The 17,572-nt window shown below is 67.0% G+C and carries 23 protein-coding genes and 1 pseudogene; 6 read left to right on the top strand and 18 right to left on the bottom strand.

Annotated elements, in window-relative coordinates; translation table 11 throughout:
* Position 1: 1 nt before the first annotated feature.
* The 12 genes from A6A40_RS23190 to A6A40_RS23130 all read right to left on the bottom strand — a co-directional run bounded on the left by A6A40_RS23190 (position 2) and on the right by A6A40_RS23130 (position 10,436).
* Entirely contained in the window at positions 2–280 is a 279-nt protein-coding gene (locus tag A6A40_RS23190) for a hypothetical protein (RefSeq protein WP_108548246.1), read from the bottom strand.
* A complete protein-coding gene (locus A6A40_RS23185) occupies positions 270–974 on the bottom strand; it encodes a sigma-70 family RNA polymerase sigma factor (protein WP_236783982.1) in 705 nt (234 codons plus the stop codon). The genes A6A40_RS23190 and A6A40_RS23185 overlap by 11 nt, the downstream gene beginning before the upstream one ends.
* On the bottom strand, positions 955–1,434 hold the full coding sequence (locus A6A40_RS23180; protein ID WP_108548244.1) for a flagellar export chaperone FliS: 480 nt from the start codon (positions 1,432–1,434) through the stop codon (positions 955–957). The genes A6A40_RS23185 and A6A40_RS23180 overlap by 20 nt, the downstream gene beginning before the upstream one ends.
* Positions 1,435–1,504: 70 nt before the next feature.
* On the bottom strand, positions 1,505–3,190 hold the full coding sequence (gene fliD, locus A6A40_RS23175) for a flagellar filament capping protein FliD (RefSeq protein WP_108548266.1): 1,686 nt from the start codon (positions 3,188–3,190) through the stop codon (positions 1,505–1,507).
* A 157-nt stretch (positions 3,191–3,347) separates the two neighbouring features.
* On the bottom strand, positions 3,348–4,172 hold the full coding sequence (locus A6A40_RS23170; RefSeq protein ID WP_108548243.1) for a flagellin: 825 nt from the start codon (positions 4,170–4,172) through the stop codon (positions 3,348–3,350).
* Positions 4,173–4,299: 127 nt separating this feature from the next.
* The gene (locus A6A40_RS23165) at positions 4,300–5,205 is read right to left on the bottom strand and encodes a flagellin (protein ID WP_108548242.1); all 906 of its coding nucleotides are present in this window, start codon (positions 5,203–5,205) and stop codon (positions 4,300–4,302) included.
* Between the two features lie 11 nt (positions 5,206–5,216).
* Positions 5,217–6,977: a flagellar hook-associated protein FlgK gene (gene flgK / locus A6A40_RS23160; RefSeq protein ID WP_108548241.1), complete on the bottom strand. Its 1,761-nt coding sequence runs from the start codon at positions 6,975–6,977 to the stop codon at positions 5,217–5,219.
* A gap of 30 nt (positions 6,978–7,007) precedes the next feature.
* On the bottom strand, positions 7,008–7,586 hold the full coding sequence (locus tag A6A40_RS23155) for a hypothetical protein (protein ID WP_108548240.1): 579 nt from the start codon (positions 7,584–7,586) through the stop codon (positions 7,008–7,010).
* 85 nt (positions 7,587–7,671) lie between these two features.
* The gene (locus tag A6A40_RS23150) at positions 7,672–7,929 is read right to left on the bottom strand and encodes a hypothetical protein (protein ID WP_108548239.1); all 258 of its coding nucleotides are present in this window, start codon (positions 7,927–7,929) and stop codon (positions 7,672–7,674) included.
* A 4-nt stretch (positions 7,930–7,933) separates the two neighbouring features.
* On the bottom strand, positions 7,934–9,229 hold the full coding sequence (flgE, locus tag A6A40_RS23145; protein WP_108548238.1) for a flagellar hook protein FlgE: 1,296 nt from the start codon (positions 9,227–9,229) through the stop codon (positions 7,934–7,936).
* A 52-nt stretch (positions 9,230–9,281) separates the two neighbouring features.
* On the bottom strand, positions 9,282–9,980 hold the full coding sequence (locus tag A6A40_RS23140; RefSeq protein WP_236783981.1) for a flagellar hook assembly protein FlgD: 699 nt from the start codon (positions 9,978–9,980) through the stop codon (positions 9,282–9,284).
* Positions 9,981–10,136: 156 nt separating this feature from the next.
* Positions 10,137–10,436 (bottom strand): hypothetical protein, encoded by a 300-nt coding sequence (locus A6A40_RS23130; RefSeq protein WP_108548236.1) that lies wholly within the window; start codon positions 10,434–10,436, stop codon positions 10,137–10,139.
* 214 nt (positions 10,437–10,650) lie between these two features.
* On the opposite strand from A6A40_RS23130, the gene A6A40_RS23125 reads away from it, so the two are divergent.
* From A6A40_RS23125 to A6A40_RS23115, 3 genes are read left to right on the top strand one after another with little or no spacing between them, the layout of a single operon-like run.
* Complete coding sequence (locus A6A40_RS23125) at positions 10,651–11,208, top strand: sigma-70 family RNA polymerase sigma factor (RefSeq protein WP_236783980.1); 558 nt, start codon at positions 10,651–10,653, stop codon at positions 11,206–11,208.
* Positions 11,205–11,633: a hypothetical protein gene (locus A6A40_RS23120; protein ID WP_108548234.1), complete on the top strand. Its 429-nt coding sequence runs from the start codon at positions 11,205–11,207 to the stop codon at positions 11,631–11,633. The genes A6A40_RS23125 and A6A40_RS23120 overlap by 4 nt, the downstream gene beginning before the upstream one ends.
* Positions 11,630–12,070, top strand: coding sequence for a periplasmic heavy metal sensor (locus A6A40_RS23115; protein WP_108548233.1), 441 nt, complete (start codon positions 11,630–11,632; stop codon positions 12,068–12,070). The genes A6A40_RS23120 and A6A40_RS23115 overlap by 4 nt, the downstream gene beginning before the upstream one ends.
* Positions 12,071–12,271: 201 nt before the next feature.
* Here A6A40_RS23115 and A6A40_RS23110 read toward each other — a convergent pair whose 3' ends face one another.
* From A6A40_RS23110 to A6A40_RS23095, 5 genes are read right to left on the bottom strand one after another with little or no spacing between them, the layout of a single operon-like run.
* Positions 12,272–12,733 carry a diheme cytochrome c gene (locus A6A40_RS23110; protein ID WP_108548232.1) on the bottom strand — a complete coding sequence of 154 codons (462 nt, stop codon included), beginning with the start codon at positions 12,731–12,733 and terminating at the stop codon, positions 12,272–12,274.
* 2 nt (positions 12,734–12,735) lie between these two features.
* On the bottom strand, positions 12,736–13,164 hold the full coding sequence (locus A6A40_RS23105; RefSeq protein ID WP_108548231.1) for a DUF1924 domain-containing protein: 429 nt from the start codon (positions 13,162–13,164) through the stop codon (positions 12,736–12,738).
* A complete protein-coding gene (locus tag A6A40_RS23100; RefSeq protein ID WP_108548230.1) occupies positions 13,161–13,697 on the bottom strand; it encodes a hypothetical protein in 537 nt (178 codons plus the stop codon). Before A6A40_RS23100 ends, A6A40_RS23105 begins: the two co-directional genes overlap by 4 nt.
* A 49-nt stretch (positions 13,698–13,746) precedes the next feature.
* Positions 13,747–13,884 (bottom strand): hypothetical protein, encoded by a 138-nt coding sequence (locus A6A40_RS30800; protein WP_158279351.1) that lies wholly within the window; start codon positions 13,882–13,884, stop codon positions 13,747–13,749.
* Positions 13,885–13,899: 15 nt separating this feature from the next.
* Positions 13,900–14,286, bottom strand: coding sequence for a hypothetical protein (locus tag A6A40_RS23095; protein WP_108548229.1), 387 nt, complete (start codon positions 14,284–14,286; stop codon positions 13,900–13,902).
* Between the two features lie 225 nt (positions 14,287–14,511).
* Between A6A40_RS23095 and A6A40_RS23090 the strand changes: the two genes are divergently transcribed.
* From A6A40_RS23090 to A6A40_RS23080, 3 genes are read left to right on the top strand one after another with little or no spacing between them, the layout of a single operon-like run.
* A complete protein-coding gene (locus A6A40_RS23090; protein ID WP_108548228.1) occupies positions 14,512–14,841 on the top strand; it encodes a PepSY domain-containing protein in 330 nt (109 codons plus the stop codon).
* Between the two features lie 4 nt (positions 14,842–14,845).
* Entirely contained in the window at positions 14,846–15,505 is a 660-nt protein-coding gene (locus tag A6A40_RS23085) for a response regulator (RefSeq protein WP_108548227.1), read from the top strand.
* Complete coding sequence (locus A6A40_RS23080) at positions 15,502–16,875, top strand: sensor histidine kinase (RefSeq protein ID WP_108548226.1); 1,374 nt, start codon at positions 15,502–15,504, stop codon at positions 16,873–16,875. The genes A6A40_RS23085 and A6A40_RS23080 overlap by 4 nt, the downstream gene beginning before the upstream one ends.
* 66 nt (positions 16,876–16,941) lie before the next feature.
* Here A6A40_RS23080 and A6A40_RS23075 read toward each other — a convergent pair.
* Positions 16,942–17,481, bottom strand: a pseudogene (locus A6A40_RS23075) (transposase); the annotation flags it as partial.
* Positions 17,482–17,572 lie beyond the last annotated feature (91 nt).

Here is a 17,572-nt window from a genome sequence, read left to right as displayed (position 1 = left end):
GTTACATCAGCCGCGGCGGCTGATCGCCGTCCTCGTCGAAGCCGCGATCGGACTGCGGCAGGCGGAAAGCCGCGGCGAAGATACGGTCGGCGAGGCCGGGCGGCGGGCGATCCTCCGACCGGCCGAGCGCCAGTTCCATCGTCACCATCTCGTCCAGCATCGCCTGCGCCTTGACCGAACGCAGAAGAAGGCGCCGCGCATCCCGGGCCGCATCGGCGGGCCAGAGTGCGAGGTCGCCCCCGTGGCGATCGAGCTGATCGCGAAACTCCTCATCCGTCATCGAATGAATCCCTGGCCGCCTGCGCACTGGCGCGCAGCAGCAGCCGGAGCTGCTGGCGCGCACGTTTCAAAAGAGATTCTACAGCACCTATGCTGATTTGCATAACGCTCGCGATGTCGGCGTTGCTTAAATTCTCGTAATAAAACAACGTCACCGCGGCGCGCTGCTGCGGGGTCAGCTTGTTCTGGGCATCCAGGAGGCGGGCGGCGACCTGCCGGCGGTGGATGGTGCTCACCGCGTCGGGCGCGGCGTCCGACGGTTCCGCCACCGCATCCAGATCCTGGCCGACCGGCCGCCTCTTGTGGTCGATGCAGCGGTTCACCACCACCCGGTAGAGCCAGGTGGTGAAGCGGGCGCCGCCGTCGTCGGTCCATTGGGCGCGGCGTTGCCAGACCTGCAGGAAGGCATCCTGCACGACGTCCTCCGCCTCCGCCTCGTTGCCGGTCAGGCGGCGAGCCAGCGCATAGGTGCGCTTCAGGTGGCGGTGGACCAGGCGCCGGTAGGCCGTCTGGCTGCCGGACCGGATCTGCGCCATGAGCGTCTCGTCCGGTTCCTCGCCCAGTGGAACGATGGCGCCGGCGGCGGTCCCCCGCGTCACCTCGCCGGTCATCGCCAGTCCGCGATCGACCAGTCCGGGATCGGGGCGCCCGCAGTCGTCCGACCGGCGTCTGGCATCAAGCCGAGAGTCCGCCATGAGCATGATCCATCGTTCTCCCGACGACGGATGCATGCGGCCCTTTGGCCGGGGCACCGACGACAGTGGAAGGCCCGCCGCGTTCTGCGGCGATGGCCTGCCAGGCCTTCAGCATGAAGGAGGTCTGGCTGATGAGTGAGTCGCAGGCCGCAACCGGATCCTTCCGGCTGGCGGCGGCGCCCGCCTGTGCGATCAGCCGGCGATAGAACCGCCGGAGCGTCCAGGCAACATCCTCATATTTGCCGAAAATTAGAATGGAATCAAGACCTGCGAACACCATCACGGCGCGCTGGATGGCCGCATGATGGTCTTCGAAGCGGCGCGCGGCAGCGGCGTCGCGGGCGGCGTGCAGATGGATCATCGCCCGCTCGTAAAGCCGGACCACGGCGACCAGCGGCGGCACCGTGCTGTTGGCGACGGCATAGGCGTTCAGGGCTTTCGAATAGGCGGAGTTGCGCATGGCGCCGAGTCCTCGTGATGGGGAAGAGCCTTGCTTTCGGAAGGGCTGGGGTCGGTCGTACCGAGACCGCTCAGCTGTCGTCGTCCTCGCTGTAGGTCAGCTGTTTCAACAGCAGGGCCGCGGTTTCGGCCGCCGCCTCCAGCCGGGCGTAATAGGCGGTCAGCGTCGTGCGGTAGGTTTCGGCCTTGGCGCGGATGTCGTCCGACCGGCTCTGCAGCGTGGTATCCTGGGCCTCGAGGTCGTCGATGGCGGTGGTGAGGTCGCTGTCGTAGTCGGCGGCCGCAGCATCGATGGCGCTGTACAGCGTGTCGGCCAGTCCCTGGGAGAAATCGACGTCGACGCTGCCGCTGCTGCCGGTGTAGACGAGAACGATGCCCTCGTAGGCCGTGCCTTCGGCGCCGATGATGCGGTTGCCGCTGACGGTGAACAGGCTGCTGTCGCCATCGACCGAGGCGGAGGTCAGCGTCCCGTCCTCGCCCCGGACGATGTCGAGGGTGAAGGACTGGGGCGTCTGCGCGGTTTCGTAGCGCAGCAGGGACAGCTGGCTCGACGAAGACGTCATATTGAGGCCGAGCAGCTGCTTCACTGCATCCAGGTCGGAGCTGAGGACGCTGTTCAGCGTGTCCTCGTCCAGTTCCAGATTGTTGGTGCTGTCGAACGTGATGCCGAGGGAGGCAAGGGACAGCACGGTCCCATCGTCGGTGGCGATCGTGGTGTTCAGCGCGCTCGACACCGACTGCGTGATCTGGCGCAGCAGGCTGTCGGCGAACAGCGTCGCATCCTCGCTCGCCTCGCCGTCCGAGGTGGTCGATTGCTGGGTGACCACGAAGTCGCGATAGGCGTTGTAGGCATCGACGAAATCGGTGATCGCGGTCTTGATCGACGACAGGTCGGTCGAGATCTCCATCGAGACCGCGGTGTCCGGGCTGGCGCTGTAGAGATTCAGCGTCACGCCCTCGATGGCGTCGTCGATGGTGTTGGAACTGCGGGTGATGGTGACGCCGTCGATCTCGACGATCGCATCCTGGACCGCGACCAGCTCGTTCTTGATTGCGCCGTCGTCATCGGTGAGGCCAAGCGAGGACAGCACCCCGTCGCCGCCGTCGGTCAGCGTGATCTCTTCGCCGGTGTTGTTGGCGGTCAGGATCAGCTGATAGCCGCTGTCGCTGACCTGTACGATGCTGGCGGTGACTCCGCTCGTCGATTTCTGGGCGTTGATGGCATCGCGCAGGTCGGTCAGGCTGTCGTCGCTCTCCATCGAAATGGTCACGGCGCTGCCATCGGCCGCCTGCAGTGTGAAGCCGCCGGAATACCCCAGCGCGTCGGTCTTGCTGCTGGCGCTGTCGGCGGCGATCTTGTGCTTCGTCGCGATCTGCTGCACCACCACCGAATAGGTCCCGACCTCGGTATCGTCGTCCACCGTCGCGCTGAACACGTCGTCGTCGCCGATATAGGCGGCGCGCTGGCTGAACAGATTGCTGGAGGCGCCGGTCGATGTGGTGCGGTTGCGCAGACCGTCCAGCGATTCGTTCACCGTCTGCAGAAGGTCCTGCAGATCGGTGTAGGCGGTGATCTTCGCCTCGTTCGCGGTGATCTTGGCGTCGATCCGGTCGGCCTTGGTCAGGCGCGCGTTGACCTTCGCCTCGATCAGCAGGGAATAGTCGATGCCCGTGCCGGAATCGCTGGAGGTCAGCGCAGAATAGCCGGTGCTTGCGGCGGTGGTCGTCGTGCTGGTGGTCGAGGTGACTGTGGTCATGGCGGCGGTAATCCCCCGGATGGTCATCCTTCTCCGGCTGCCGGTATTGCGGCGGCCGGGGAAGGATGAGCGCGGCGGTTGTAGAGGCCGCCGGAAGGCGGCGCCCCGCGGAGATGTGAGGCTGGGCGGGGGCGCCGGCGCGGCGGCCGGCCAACCGTCAGCGCAGCAGGGAGAGCAGGTTTTCCGGCATCGAGTTCGCTTGCGACAGGACGGCGATGGCCGCCTGGGTCAGCACCTTTTCCGAAGCGAGCTGCGATTGCTGGGCCGCCACGTCGACGTCCATGATCGCGGATTGCGCCGCTTCGGTGTTCTCGATGGTGGTGTCGATCATGTCGCTGCGGAACTCGAAGCGCGAGATCAGCGCGCCGACATCGGCGCGGGCGTCCGACAGGCTGGTCACCGCGGTGTCGAGCGCGGTCAGCGCGGCGGCGGCGGTCGCCGACGTGCCGACATCCAGCGCGTTGATGCCCAGACCGGTGGTGGTCACGTCGCCGATGGTCACCGTGATGTTGTCGGTGTCGGTGGTGCCGACGCGGAAATTCACGCCCGACGCCCATTGTTCGGTGCCGTCGAGCAGCGATTCGTCGTTGAAGCGGGTGCCGGACGCGATGCCGTCGATTTCGTCCTGCAGCTGCTGGAACTCGGCATCCAGATAGGCGCGCTCGTTGTCGGTGACCGAACCGGAGAGCGACTGCGTCGCCAGCGAGCGCATGCGCTGCACGATGTCGGAGATGCTGGACATGCCGCCGTCGGCGGTCTGCAGGATCGAAGAGCCGTGCGAGGCGTTGGTGGCGGCCTGGTTCAGCACGGTGATGTCCGACTGCAGCGAGGTGCCGACGGCAAGGCCGGCGGCGTCGTCCGACGCCTTGGTGATGCGCGAGCCGCTGGCGATCTTCGACACCGAATCCGACTGGTTTTCGGAATTGATGTTCAGATAGCGAAGCGCCGAATTGGATGCCGTGTTGGTCGTGATGACGGGCATGATCTGGTCTCCTGATCGAACCGGGGCCGTTTCGGCGACCCTCACCGGGACTCACGGGGGACGCGGCGGAAACTGGCGGGGTTTTTCGATTGGGGTAGAAGTTTTTTTGCGGACGCCTTCGCGGCGGTCACAGATAGTCGGACAGGCTGTTCTCTTCGAGGATCTTCATCAGGCTCATGGTGGCCTCCAGCGAGGCCTGGAGCTGCGACAGCCTGGTGGTGGATTCGGCCAGGTCGACGCTGCGGATGTCGTCGACCTGGGTCTGCAGCACCAGCTGCTCGTCCACATGGCGGTCGATGGTGTTTTCCAGCGACGCGCTGGCGGCGCCCAGCTTGGCCTGGACGATGGTCAGGCCGTCGGTCGCGTCGGATGCCAGCGTCGTCGCTTCGGCCAGCAGATCCTCGTCCACCGGATCGGTCGACATGTTGGCGATCAGGCTGAAGGCGCGCAGGGCCTGTTCGAAGGCCGGATCGTCGGCGGTCACGCCATAGGACAGCACGAAATCGTCGGCAGCCTGGAAATGCGCGACCGTGGAATCGCCCTGGTAATAGCCGATGTCGGAGCTGGACGGATAGGTTTGGGCGGCATAGCCGTCGAGATCGACCGCCGTCCGGTCGGTGCGCCCGCCGGCGAACAGGTAGCGTCCGTCCTGCTGCGTGTTCATCAGGCCGGCGAGTTCCTCCATCAGCTGGCCGGCTTCCGCCACCACGCCCTCGACCCCGGCGGCATTGTCGCCCATCAGTCCGGTGATCAGCGCGCTGAGGCGGGAGGTCAGGTCGGTCATGCTGCCGACCGCGTCGTACATCGACTGGATGCGGCCGTTCACGACCTCGCCCTCGTCGACATACTGTTCCAGGCGGCGGTAATGGCTTTCCAGATTGACCAGCCGGCTGCTGTCGGTGGCGATGCCCTTGTAGTCGGTGGAATTCAGGCCCGATGCCGACCGGATCTGTTCGGCCGCCACCTTGGCTTCGGCCTTCAGCATGTACTGGACGAGCGTGTTCTGATGGTTGTAGGTCGCGACCCGTTCCATCGCGGTCTCCTTTACTGAACCATGTCCAGCGCCGTGTCGAACATCTCCTGCAGCGTCTTCATGACCGCGGCTGCGGCCTCGTAGGCGGATTGCAGGGTGGAGATCGCAGCCGTCTCCTCGTCGACATTGACGCCGCTCCGGGACGAAAAGGTCGTCTCCAGGCTGCTGGTGTAGGTTTCCTGGCTCTCCAGGGCGCTGGCTGCCGTCTCGGCGAGCGTGGCGGCACCCTGAATGACGGCGCCGGCATAGCCGGCGAAGGTGGTGCTGCGGGCACTCAGGCCCCCGGCGGCATCGAAGGAGCGGCTGGTCGAGAAGGCGGCCGACAGCGCGCTGGCGATGGAGCCCTCGCCGCTGGTCAAGGCCGTATCCCCGGCGGTCAACCCGCTGGCGGAGGTCAGGGCGCCGGTGGCGAGCAGGCTGCTGTCGGCGGAGATGCGCGCCGCCACCTCGATGTCGGAGGCGCCGGTGCCGGTCAGCAGGTCGTTCAGGCCGTAGGCGTCGGAGAAGGAGCCGGTCGTCCCGTCATTGGCGTCGCCGCCGAGCGCGATGCCGTTGCTGGAACTGTCGGCGGAGATCACCAGCTTGCCGTCGGCGGAGATCGAGGCGGAGGCGTTGCTCATCGTGTTGATGGCGTCCACCACGTCCTGCAGCGTCGACATGGTCGACAGGTCGATGTCCAGAACCTCCGCTGCCGTGCCGCTGCTGTCGGTGACGGCGACCCGCAACGTGCCGCTGGTGACCTTGAGCGCGTCGCCGGCCGATACCGTTTCGGTTCCCGTCAGCGTCTGCGGTGCCGGATAGGAGGTGCCCTGGTTCTGGATGCCGTTCAGCGTATCGATCAGCGAGGTCGCCAGTTCGTCCAGGGCGGCCTGTTGGGCCGGCAGATCGCTGTCGCGCAGCTGCACCAGCGCGCCGAGCGAGCCGCCCAGCGAGGAGCCGGTGATGTCGGTGCCGTTCAGCATGATGCCGTTGAAGCCGCTGCTGCCGCTGGCGCTGTAGGTCGTCTCGGCGCTCACCGAGGAGGCCGGCGTGTAGGAAAGCTCATGCACCGCGCTGTCGAGCAGCGACTTGCCCGACGCGGTGGAGATGCGCATCAGCCCGCTGTCGTCGACCTGATAGGTGACGTCGAGATTGGAGGCGAGACTCTTCAGCGCCGTGTTGCGCTGGTCCTCCAGGTCGGTGACATTCTGGCCGAGCGCCTTGCCCTTGACGATCTGCTCGTTCAGGTCATCGATGCTGTGCAGCGTCTCGTTGATGCTGCCGACGGTGGTGGCGATCTCGTCGTCGGCCTGGGCGCGCAGCGACTGGACGGTGGAGGAGGTGCTGCGCAGCGTCTCGGCCAGGTCGGACAGGTCCTGCACGGTCGCGGCCTTGGCGCTCCCGCTTTCCGGCGAGGTGGCGAGCGTGCCCAGCGTGTCGGCCAGCGCGTCGATCATCGAGCCGATGTCGGTGCCGGTGCTGTCATCATCCGCCGTCACGCTGCCGAGCGACGATTGCAGCTGGTCGAGATAGCTGTCGCGCGTTTCGGCATAGCCGAGGTCGGACTCCGCCGACACGATGGTCTTCAGCAGATAGCGGTCGACATTGCTGGAGACGGCGGTGATGTCGACGCTGGAGATTCCGGTCCCGGTGTCGCGGGTGACGGTGGAGGAGGTCTTGCGGGTATAGCCCTCGGTATCGGCGTTGGCGACATTGGAGGAGGCGACCGCCAGCCCGACCTCGGACGTGCGCAGCGCCGATGTGGCGATGGATCCGGCGACGCGAAGCGACATGGCGCGGCCTCCCTCTCCTTCGTTGCGGGGTCAGACCGTCACGCCGACGGCATGGCCGGTGGTGCGCATCGCCACCCGTGCGCCGTACCGCGCACCCGGACCGTAGGCGACGCCATAGACGCCGGCCGGCGCGGTCGAGGCGGCGCGCAGGGCGGCGCCGATGGCGTTCTGGCGGGCACGGTGGACCTTGATCTGCGCCTCCATCACCCGCATGCGGGCGGCAAGCGCCGGCAGCACCTGCCCGGCGGCTGCCCTGGCCGCGCCGCGTATCGCCGGGGCGACGCGCTTGCTGCGGACCTGTGCCAGCGCATCGGCCAACCGGTCCTTCCAGGTCCTCAACAGGGTCTGCATGTCGCCCGCCGCCAGCAGCGCGTCGCGCGGACGGCCTTCCCGTACCGCCGCCTCGGCCCGCGCCGCCGTCCGGTCCAGTTCGGCGACGAAGTCTTCCAGCACCTGCACCGCATCGACGCGCAGGAAGATCGTGGGGGCGTCCGGAACGGTCGAGGCGGCGGGCGCCGCGGCCTTCGTCAGCTTCAGCTCGACAGGCTGGGACTTCGCCGCTGCGGGCTTTTGGGGTGCCGGTTTGCGCAGGGTCTGCTTGAGCGCCATGGCGAAGGCTCCGGGGTTGTGATGTCGGGTTCCACGGCGGGCGGGGCGAAAGCTGGCGCTGTTTTTTTTGAGGAGAGCCGCCCTGTCAGCGGCGTACGGCCATCGCCTTGCCATAGGCGCTGACCGCGGCATTCGCGGCGCGACCGCGGTGGATGCGGGCGGCGAGGGTACGCTTTTCGCTGCCCAGCCGGTCGATCAGCGAGATCAGATCGTCGGCAAGGGCCAGCCGCTCGGCCCGCGTGCTGCTGCGGGCCAGCAGCGACCGCGCATGCGCCACCAGCCGGCGATGTTCCAGCAGCAGGGAATCGGCACGGGCGAACCCTTCGTCCGGTGCGGCGGCCATGGCGTCACCGCTTCATCGAGATCAGCGTGTCCAGCATGTCCTGCGCCGTTGTCATCACCTTGGATGCGGCGGAATAGGCCTGCTGGGCGACGATCATGCGGCTGAACTCGTCGGTCAGCTCGACGGTCGAGCTTTCCAGGGAGCCGGCCTCGATATCGCCGGCCTTGCCGTCGCCCGCGGTGCGCAGCTGGTAGCTGCCGGATTCGTAGGTCTGGGTGAAGGTGGTGCCGCTTTCGCTGTCCAGCCCGTCGGCATTGGCGAAGGTCGCGATCGGGATCTGGTAGATCGCCCGCGTTTCGCCGTTGTCGAAGGTGGCGCGCACCACGCCTTCGCTGTCGATGGTGGTGCCGGTCAGCGTGCCGGGCTCGTAGCCGTCCTTGGTCGCCGTCCAGTCGCCGATTTCCGGTTCATCCTCGCCGGACGTGTACTGCGTCAGCCCGTCGATGCCGTCGGCGGTGCCGAGATCCATCGAGACGCTACTGTCAGCGGCGCCGGTCGTCCATCCGGTGACGGAGAAGGCGATGGCGGAGGGATCGACCACCGTGCCGTTCTGGGTGGCGCCGGCCAGCGACCCGTCGTCGTTGAAGCTGATCGTGATCGGGAAGCCGGAAATGGTGCCGGTCGTGGTCGTTCCATCGTTGGAGCTGACCGGATTGGCGGCATCGACCGACCATGTGTTGTCGGCGGTCTTGCTCCAGGTCATGGTGACGGAGTGGCTGTTGCCCAGTGCGTCGAACATCTCGACGTCGGAGGTGAAGCTGTCGCCGGTTTCGGCATCGGACGGCAGATTGGCCTCGATCCCGAGGGTGGAGGTCGCCTTGGGCGTGCCCTTGATGTTGGAGAGGTTGATCGATTCCAGGCTGTCGACCGAGGTCTTGTTGCTGGCGCTGACATTGCCGCTGTCGTCCAGCTTCCAGCCCGAGAGGTAGTAGCCCTCCGAATTCACCAGATACCCATCGGAATCGGCGCTGAAGGAGCCGTTGCGGGTGAAGTAGGTCCCGCCGTCGGCCGTGTCGTCCGCCACCACGAAGAAGCCCTCGCCGTTCACCGCCAGATTGGTGGTGACGCTGGACGTCTCGATCTCGCCCTGGCTGCTGATGCTGCGGCTGTTCGAGGCGATGACGCCGCCGACCTGCTCGTCGACCGTGGTGGTCTTGTTGATGTAGGAGGTGAACTCGGTGACGGTGCCCTTGAAGCCGGTGGTGCTGGAATTGGCGATGTTGCTGGAGATGCTGGCGAGCGCCTTGCTCTGGGCGGTCAGCCCGGACACGGCGCTGTACATGGCGCTGGTGATGCTCATCGCGGCACCTGTCGTCTGGAATTCGGGGGAGGGGAGGGGAGGGGAGGAGAGGTCAGGACACCGACAGCACATCGTCGGACGACAGGCTGACGCCGCCGACGCTCAGCACCGCGGTGCCGGACGAGCTGTCGACCGAGGTCACGGTGCCCTTGAAGCGCGTTGTCGTGTCGATGGCCTTGCCGTTGGCGTCGAGGGCCTTGACCGTCAGCGTGTAGGTGCCGCTGCTGTAGCTGCTGCCGTCGGTGCCGATGCCGTCCCAGGTCACTTCATGGGTGCCGGCATCGGTGGAGGAACTGACGTCGCTGTAGACCGTGTTGCCGCTGGAATCGGTGATGGTGAGCGTCACCGACGACGCTTCGGAATCGAGGTCGTATTCCCAGGTGGCCTCGCCGTCCTGCAGGGGCGTGGTGGAGCCTTCGGCCTCCACCGTCTTGCCGTAGTAACTGATGGCGCTGCTGCCGGACCCGAGCGACGAGCTCACCGAACTGGCGAGGTCGGACACCGTGCTGTTCAGCTCGTCGAGCTTGTCGTTGGTCGTCATCTGCTGTTCCAGCCCGGAAAGCTGGACGAGCTGGGTGGTGAAGGTGGTGGTGTCCACCGGGTTCGTCGGATCCTGGGTTTCCAACTGCTTCAGCAGCAGGGTCAGGAACGTCTCGTAGCTTTCGCTGACGCTGGACGACGAACTGCTCGACGACGATGAGGAGGACGTCGTGGTCGTCGAGGACGTGGAAGTGACCGAATCCACCAGCATCGCGCTCTCCACCCAATCGCGGCCCGTTCGCGGACTCCGGGATGGGGTTCGCGTCGGTTCAGGCCGGTGTCGTTCCGGGAGGGGCGACGGGCAGGCGCCGCCCCGTTTGTTCTGTGGCTATCCACGGAACGGCGGACGAAAGCTGGCGCGGTTTTTTCAAAAAAAAAAGATGTGGTGAACAAAAGGTGTCTGTTTGTAGGATCCGGCACTGAGGTCCTTGGCGGTCAGACGCCGCGGAAGCCTGGATGGAATGAAGATGAGCGCGATCTCGATGATGGCGATGAGGTGAGCCTTGGTTCGCTTGACGACTATCGCCAACGGGAAGCCATGTTTCTCCACGCCGAGATGGAGTTTGATGCTGCGGACCTTCTTCCCACCAGCGACACCACGGGCGAAACAGGTCGGGGCCGGACGACAGGTGCGGCTGTCGATCACGACGGTGTTCGGCTCCGCCATGCCGCCGCCGTCATCGTGGCCAGTTCCGCCAGGACCTCATCGACGAAGGCATCGACATCCGAGAACGCGTCCCAGGACGCCAGGGAGCGGCCCCCTGGGGAAACTCCTTGCCAGAAACTTGCCGCCCGCAGCGCAGGACTTCTGCGCGTACGGCGTATAAATCCCTGACAGCAACCGGGAGCGGGCGGACGACGGCGTGGAGCCTACCGAGGAGATGGCGACGGACGAGGCGCTGATGGCGATCGCCGCCATCGGCGACCGGAAAGCGTTTGGAACACTCACGCGCCGACATCTGCGCCGGAGCATCGCCTTGGCTCAACGGGTGGTTGGGAATGCCGCCGACGCCGAAGAAGTCGTGCAGGACGCTTTCCTGCAGATCTGGGCCAACGCTGACCGCTGGCGCGGCGACGGAACCCGCTTCACGACCTGGCTGTACAGGATCGTGGTGAACCGCGCCATCGATTACAAGCGGCGGCGCAGCTTCGCCTCGCTCGACGATGCCGGAGAGATCGCCGATCCAGCCTGGAGCGCCGAAACGGTGATCGACGGCATCAGGATCGGTGCAGCGGTGGACGCCGCGATCGCGGCGTTGCCCGAACGCCAACGGGCGGCCCTCAGCCTCTGCTATCATGAGGAGATGACGTGCGCTGAGGCTTCGGAGGTATTGCAGGTGTCTGTTTCAGCTATGGAAAGTCTGCTGGTCCGGGCGCGCCGTGTGGTGCGGGCCCGGCTTCAACCCCTGATCCGTCAGAAGGACGGTGCACGGTCATGACACTCAAAGAGTTCAAACGCTATGCCGCGGCCTATGGCGCCGATCTGGACCGGTGGCCGCGCTCCGTCTGGGTGGATGCGCTGACCCTTCTGGACGAAAGTGCCGAGGCCCGCGACCTGCTGACCGATGCCGCCGTCACCGACACGCTGCTGGATGCCGCATCGACCCCGCTCGTTTCCTCAAGGCGGGAGGCGCAGGTCTATGCCCGCATCGCCGACTGTCTGGCCCAAAGGGTCGTTCCTGAATTCGTGCCGTGGTTCCTGTCGCGACCGCCCTTCCGCCCTGCCCCGCTCGCCGGATTGCTGGCCGTCATGGCGGCGGTCGGGTTCCTCAGCTACAGCCAGGGTCTGGTCACCTTCGAAAAGACGAGCGCGCCCAGCCTGTCGGGCGTGATGATCGTCAGCTATCTGGGAGACGTGCGATGACGCCGTCCATCCGACGCCGCTGGCCCTGGTTCCTGCTGGTGGGGTCTCTCGCGCTTAACATGCTGGCCGGCGGCTTTGTCGTCGCCCACAGCTTCCGGCCGCCCCCGCCGCCAGGACCGGAACAAATGCTGGAACGGCTGGTCAACGAGGTTTCGGGCCGGCTGTCCCCCGCCGACGCCGCGATCCTGCGCAAGGCGCTCGACGATGCGCGTCCGCTCTTCGTCCGCATCCGCATCGGGCGTGAGGAGTTCGCGCCGCGCCTGCGCAGCGAATTGATGGCCGAATCCTTCGATCCGAAGCGGCTGACAGACCTGTTCGACAACATCCACGCCAACGACGCCACGCTTCGAAGGGAGTTCGAGGCACGCGTAGCCGAAACCATGTCCCGCTTGTCCCCGGAAGGCCGCCTGCGTCTCGCTGAAAGCCGCCTTCCCTGATCCTTTCGGTTTCGACCGGTGGCAGACACTTCCGGGGTCAGGCCGGGGCGGCATGTCCGTCCCGGCCCTTTTTCTTGTCCAAAGAAGAAAGTATGGCCTGACGGTATCGCCGCCGGGCCAGCCCGAGTTGGTTTGGGACCAAACACAACTAAGTTGCGCGAACTCCAGGACGCATAGCGTCGGCGGTGATGCCCGTATTCATCATCTCGCGCCTACAGCAAAAGTTTGCAACAGAGCCCAGTCGTCCTCGTAGAGGCCTTTGGCCGCCGTGCGGTGGCACGCCTCGCAGTTGCCCTTGGCGCCCACCGTCTTGCGCTGCCAAACGGTCGATTCGAAGCCGTGCTTGCGTTGCCACCAGCGCTGATCGGTGATGCGGACGAGCCGCCCGTCGCCGCCGCCGGCATTCCGGGTCAGGTACCCACGGATATCCGCCGCAACGTCGGGCGGCAGGCTGGCCTTGTCGCCGAAATGGTCGGCCAGCCCGTCCATGATGCGGGTCCAGCTGGCGGCGGGCAGCAGGCCCGGCTGATAGGCCATGTGACACTCGCCACATTGCTTCAGCGTTGCGGCATGGGTCACGGGTGGCACCCGTTCGAATTCGCTCGCCAGCGTGGCGTTGCCGGTCAGGAGCAGGGCGGCCGTGGCCGCGATCGAAAAGCGCATATCTATCGGCTCGCCAGAAAGGTGATGAAGTCGCCCTTCTCACGGGCGGTGCAGGCCCGGCCGAGGACGTTGGGGCAATCGCGCTCGAAACGCTTCTCGACCTCGGCCGGGTCGGTGAACCTCTTGGGCGTGACCGAGACCGCCATCGGTTCGATGGCGCGCCCGGTCTTGTAATGGCGCCCCTGCACCGTGGGGTTCTCGGTGTGGCAGGCGGCGCAGGCTGGGGTCTCGGCCTTGCCGCCGCTGTGCGGACCCAGGTAGAGGGCGCGGCCACGGTCGGCCGAGAAGCCCGCAAAGTCGGGACTCTGCGCCTTCGCCTGGGCGGCGTAGCCGTCGAGGATCTTCGTACGGTTGGGATCGGCGGTCGCCGCCAGAGCGACGCCGGTGGCGAGCGTCGCGACGGCGGCGAAGAGGAGGAGGGGCGATTTCATGGGTTCACTCGGCGGGAGGGATCGGGGCGGCGCGACGGCCAACGGGGCACGGTCATCGGCCGGAGACGCATCAGCCAGTGCAGCCAGAGGACCAGTCCGACATGCATGGCGACGATCCACAGGGCGGCCTCGCCGAGAGCTTCATGCAGGTCTTCGAGCTTGACTACGAAATCCGCCCCGGCACCGGAGATGGCCGCGAGGCCGACCCCGGCGAGAAGGGGCACGGCCACCCAGGCAATCAGCGGGCTGCGTTCAGCGCGGGCCTTCGCATCGCCGGTCAACAGGCGGGCCAGCCAGTCCAGCACCGGCCGGACGGCCGGTTTCGGGAAACGCAGCGGACTGCCTTCGGCCACCGCCACCCCGGCGACCGCCCGCAAGGCCAAGGCGGCCAGGACGGCATAGCCGGAGAAGACGTGCATGCCGTAGGTGTCCTCGTCCCCGGTCAGGTAAGCGACGAGGAAGCCCCCCGAGACCGTCGCGTGGAACAGGAGGAGGAAGGTCCTTTCGGCGACGGTCGGCTTGCGGTTGGCCATGGCGGTCTCTCTTGGCGTCGGTGCAGACTGGGGCGGTTCGGGCTGGGGGTCAGTCGTCGTGCGCGGCGTCGGCGCTCCAGAGACCGGCGAGGCTCGGCAGCCCCTGGGCGGACGCCTGATAGCCGATGGCCAGCGTGCCGATGACGAGCGCGGCGAGGAGGCTGTGAACGATCATCGTCCTGAGCATGGGGCCGCTCCCGGTTCAATCGTCGTCATGGTGACGGTGGCCACGGTCCTGGAAGACGTCGCTGCCGAAGGCGGTGCCGTCATCGCGGATGATCCGGCTGGCCTGGATGGAGCCGTGCCGAACCGCGCCGACGACGGTGATGGGAGCGCCGGCCTGGATTCCCTCCGGCAGGAGATCGTGACTGGTGACGTCGATCTCGGTCCGGCCGTCGTTGAGCACGAACCAATTGGCGGCGACCCGGCCGACCGTGCCGGTGGCAATGCCGCCGCCGGCCTTGAGGATCTCGGCGATCGGCAGCGGGCCGGTCGTCTGGAACGTCCGGTCACGGTGGCGGTCGCCGGCATGGGCGGCCCCCGACAGGGTCAGGGCGGCGAGGACGGCGACGATTGCGGTCTTGGGCATGGCTTCACCTGTGGTGTCGGTGAGCGCCGCAGCGCTCGATGAACCGCACTCTGCGCGAGGTTGCCTGAGGCGAGCCTGAACGGGCGGTTCATCGGGCGTTCAGCAAACGCGCCATGCGCCGCCCGGGCGCTGCCAATGTTCATCGGCGGTTCAGGGATGCGACGATACGCTGGCTTCCACCCCACCCAGCGGCGGGCGAGACTCAAGCCGGAGTTCGAGGTGCGCATGTCCATCGGTTCAGCACTGCCCATCCTGGCCGGCGGCCTGCTCTTCGCGGGAATGGCCGGCGCTTCGGCCGGGGACGACCATGACCGCGCGCGGGAAGCCTTGCAGGCCGGACGCATCCTGCCGCTGGAGCGGATCGTCGAGAGCGCCAAGGCGCGGTTCGGCGGCGAGATCCTGGATGTCGAACTGGAGGACGAGAACGCCGGCTTCCACTACGAACTCAAGCTGATCGCCGGCGACGGCCGCATCCTGAAGCTGGAATACGATGCCGCGACGGGCGAGCTCCTGCGCGCCAAGGGACGCGACCGACGCCACGGGGAACGGAGGTAGGGCCATGCGCGTGCTCGTGGTGGAAGACACCCCGGATCTGGGGCGCCAGCTGAAGCTGCGGCTGGAAGCCGAAGGCTATGCCGTCGATCTGGCGACGGACGGCGAGGAGGGGCGGTTTCTCGGTGAGACCGAACCCTACGACGCGGTGGTTCTCGACCTCGGCCTGCCGAAGATCGACGGGCTGTCGGTGCTGCGCGGCTGGCGGCGGAACGCGGTGACGGTGCCCGTGCTGATCCTCACCGCTCGCGGCGCCTGGAACGAGAAGGTGCAGGGCATCGATGCCGGTGCCGACGACTACCTCGCCAAGCCGTTCAGCATGGAGGAGCTGCTCGCCCGCATCCGGGCGCTGATCCGCCGCGCCAAGGGCCACGCGACGGCGGAGATCGTCTGCGGCGGCGTGACGCTCGACACGCGGACCGGCCGGGTGAGCGCGCACGGCGAGCTGGTGGAACTCACCGCCTACGAGTACCGGGTGCTCTCCTACCTCATGCACCGCAAGGGACAGGTGGTCTCGCGCAGCGAACTGATCGAGCACGTCTACGCCCAGGACTTCGACCGCGATTCCAACACGGTCGAGGTGTTCGTCGGGCGTCTGCGCCGCAAGCTCGGCGTCGACATCATCAAGACGGTGCGCGGCCTGGGGTATCGGGTGGACGAGCCATGAGATGGGCCACGATCCAGACCGGTTCGTTGCGTTTCCGGCTGCTGGTCGGCGCGGCGGTGTGGATCGCTCTGGCCCTTGCCGTCGCCGGGTTCATCCTCGCCAGCCTGTTTGGCGACCACGTCCGCCAACGCTTCGAAGCCGAGTTGGCCAATCACCTGGAGCAGCTGGCGGCCGCGCTGGAACCGGACGCGGATGGCCGGCCGACGCTGCGCCAGCCCTTGAGCGATCCGCGCTTCCGCCGGCCGCTTTCCGGCCTGTATTGGCAGGTCGGCGGTGCCGGGGACTCGTTTCTGCGCTCGCGGTCGCTGTGGGATGGCGTCCTGGCCTTGCCCGCCGACGAGGTCGCCGACGGCGAGATCCACCACCACGTCGTGGCGGGACCGGCCGGCCAGCCCCTGACGGTTCTGGAACGCTCGGTCGTGCTTCCCGAACGGCCCGATCCCTACCGGATCGCCGTCGGCGCCGACCACGAGGAGCTGGCCCAAGTCACGCGGGCGTTCAACCTCACCCTCACGCTGTCGCTCGGGGTTCTCGCCGCGACGCTGATCCTGGCGGCGCTGGTTCAGGTGGAGGTCGGGCTCAAGCCGCTGTCCCGCCTGCGCTTCGAGTTGACCGAGGTGCGCGCCGGCCGGAAGAAGCGCTTTGCGGAAGCGATGCCGACCGAGATCCAGCCCCTGGTCGAGGACCTGAACGCGCTGCTGGCCCACGCGGACGAGATCATCGGCCGGGGACGGTTGCAGGCCGGCAATCTGGCGCACGCCCTCAAGACGAATCTGGCGGTTCTGGCGAACGAGGCGGGCGCGCTGGACGAACGCAACGCGCGGGCGGTCGGGGCGGGCATTGTCCACCGGGTGAATATCTTGTGCCGGCATGTGGACCATCACATGGCGCGGGCGCGGGCGGCGGCCGCGCGCGGCGTGCCCGGCATCAGCACCCCGGTGGCCGGTTGCGTCTCCGCCTTGGTCCGCGTCATGGGGAAACTGCACGCCGCGGCGATGCTGGAGATCGCGATCGACGTCGCTCCGGAGCATGTCTTCGCCGGCGAACGGGAAGATCTCGACGAGATGCTGGGCAATCTGGTGGACAACGCCTGCAAGTGGGCGCGCCACCGCGTCGCCGTCGCCTCACGGATCGATGCGCAGGGCCTGCTGAGCATCACCGTCGACGACGACGGCCCCGGCCTGCCGGAAGGGCGCCGCGACATCGTCCTCAGCCCCGGCGTCCGGCTCGACGAGAGTGTCCCCGGAAGCGGCCTGGGCTTGGCCGTGGTGCGGGATTTGGCGCGCCTGTACGGCGGCGACATCCGGCTTGCGGACTCGCCGCTCGGCGGGCTTCGCGTCGAGCTTCGCCTGCCGTCCGCCGAGGACTGACGGCTTGGGGTGTGCGTTCGCCTCGGCGACCTTATCGTCGACGGCGTCGTAGACCGTCTTCAGCGCGGCGGCGATCGCCTCGGGAAAGCCCTTCAGCCCATCGACCACGGCCAGCAGGACGTCCTCGACGTCCCGGTTCTTCAACTCGTTCAGGACGCGCAGCCAGAACTTGGCGCCTTCGTTCTGCCCAATCCATAGGCCCAACACCTCCCTGGCGCCGTCGGCCCGCACGCCGATGGCCACATGGATGGCCTTGTTGTGCACCAAGCCTTCGTCGCGGATCCTGACCCGGATGGCATCGAGGAACACCAGGGGATAGATCGCCTCCAGGGGCCGGTTCTGCCAGGTCGTCACCTCCCCGATCACCGCGTCCGTCACCGTGGAGATCAGGTCGGCCGAGGCCTCGATGCCGTAGCCGCTGCAACGGTTGCCGCTCTCGTCACCGGCCAGGTGATGATCCAGCTCCGCCTTCAGCGCCCGCTCGGTCAGCGCCTTCTTCAATTGGTCGAGCAGGCCGTTCGGATCGAACGCCGTCTTGGCGTCAGCACCGGCCAACAGTTGGTCGAGGATCGCGTCCGGGATAACGGGCTCTCTGCGTCGTGCCATGCAGGGACTCCGTTCGCTTCAGGATAACCCCGCCGAGCACGAAATTCCAGACACTCCCCTGCCGTGTCTATTCTCGGCCGGACATGACGCG

Origin of the sequence: Azospirillum humicireducens, assembly GCF_001639105.2 — a bacterium.
Taxonomy (GTDB): domain Bacteria; phylum Pseudomonadota; class Alphaproteobacteria; order Azospirillales; family Azospirillaceae; genus Azospirillum; species Azospirillum humicireducens.
The sequence above is the reverse complement of the archived record's forward strand: the minus strand, read 5'-3'. Positions and strand labels throughout refer to the sequence as shown.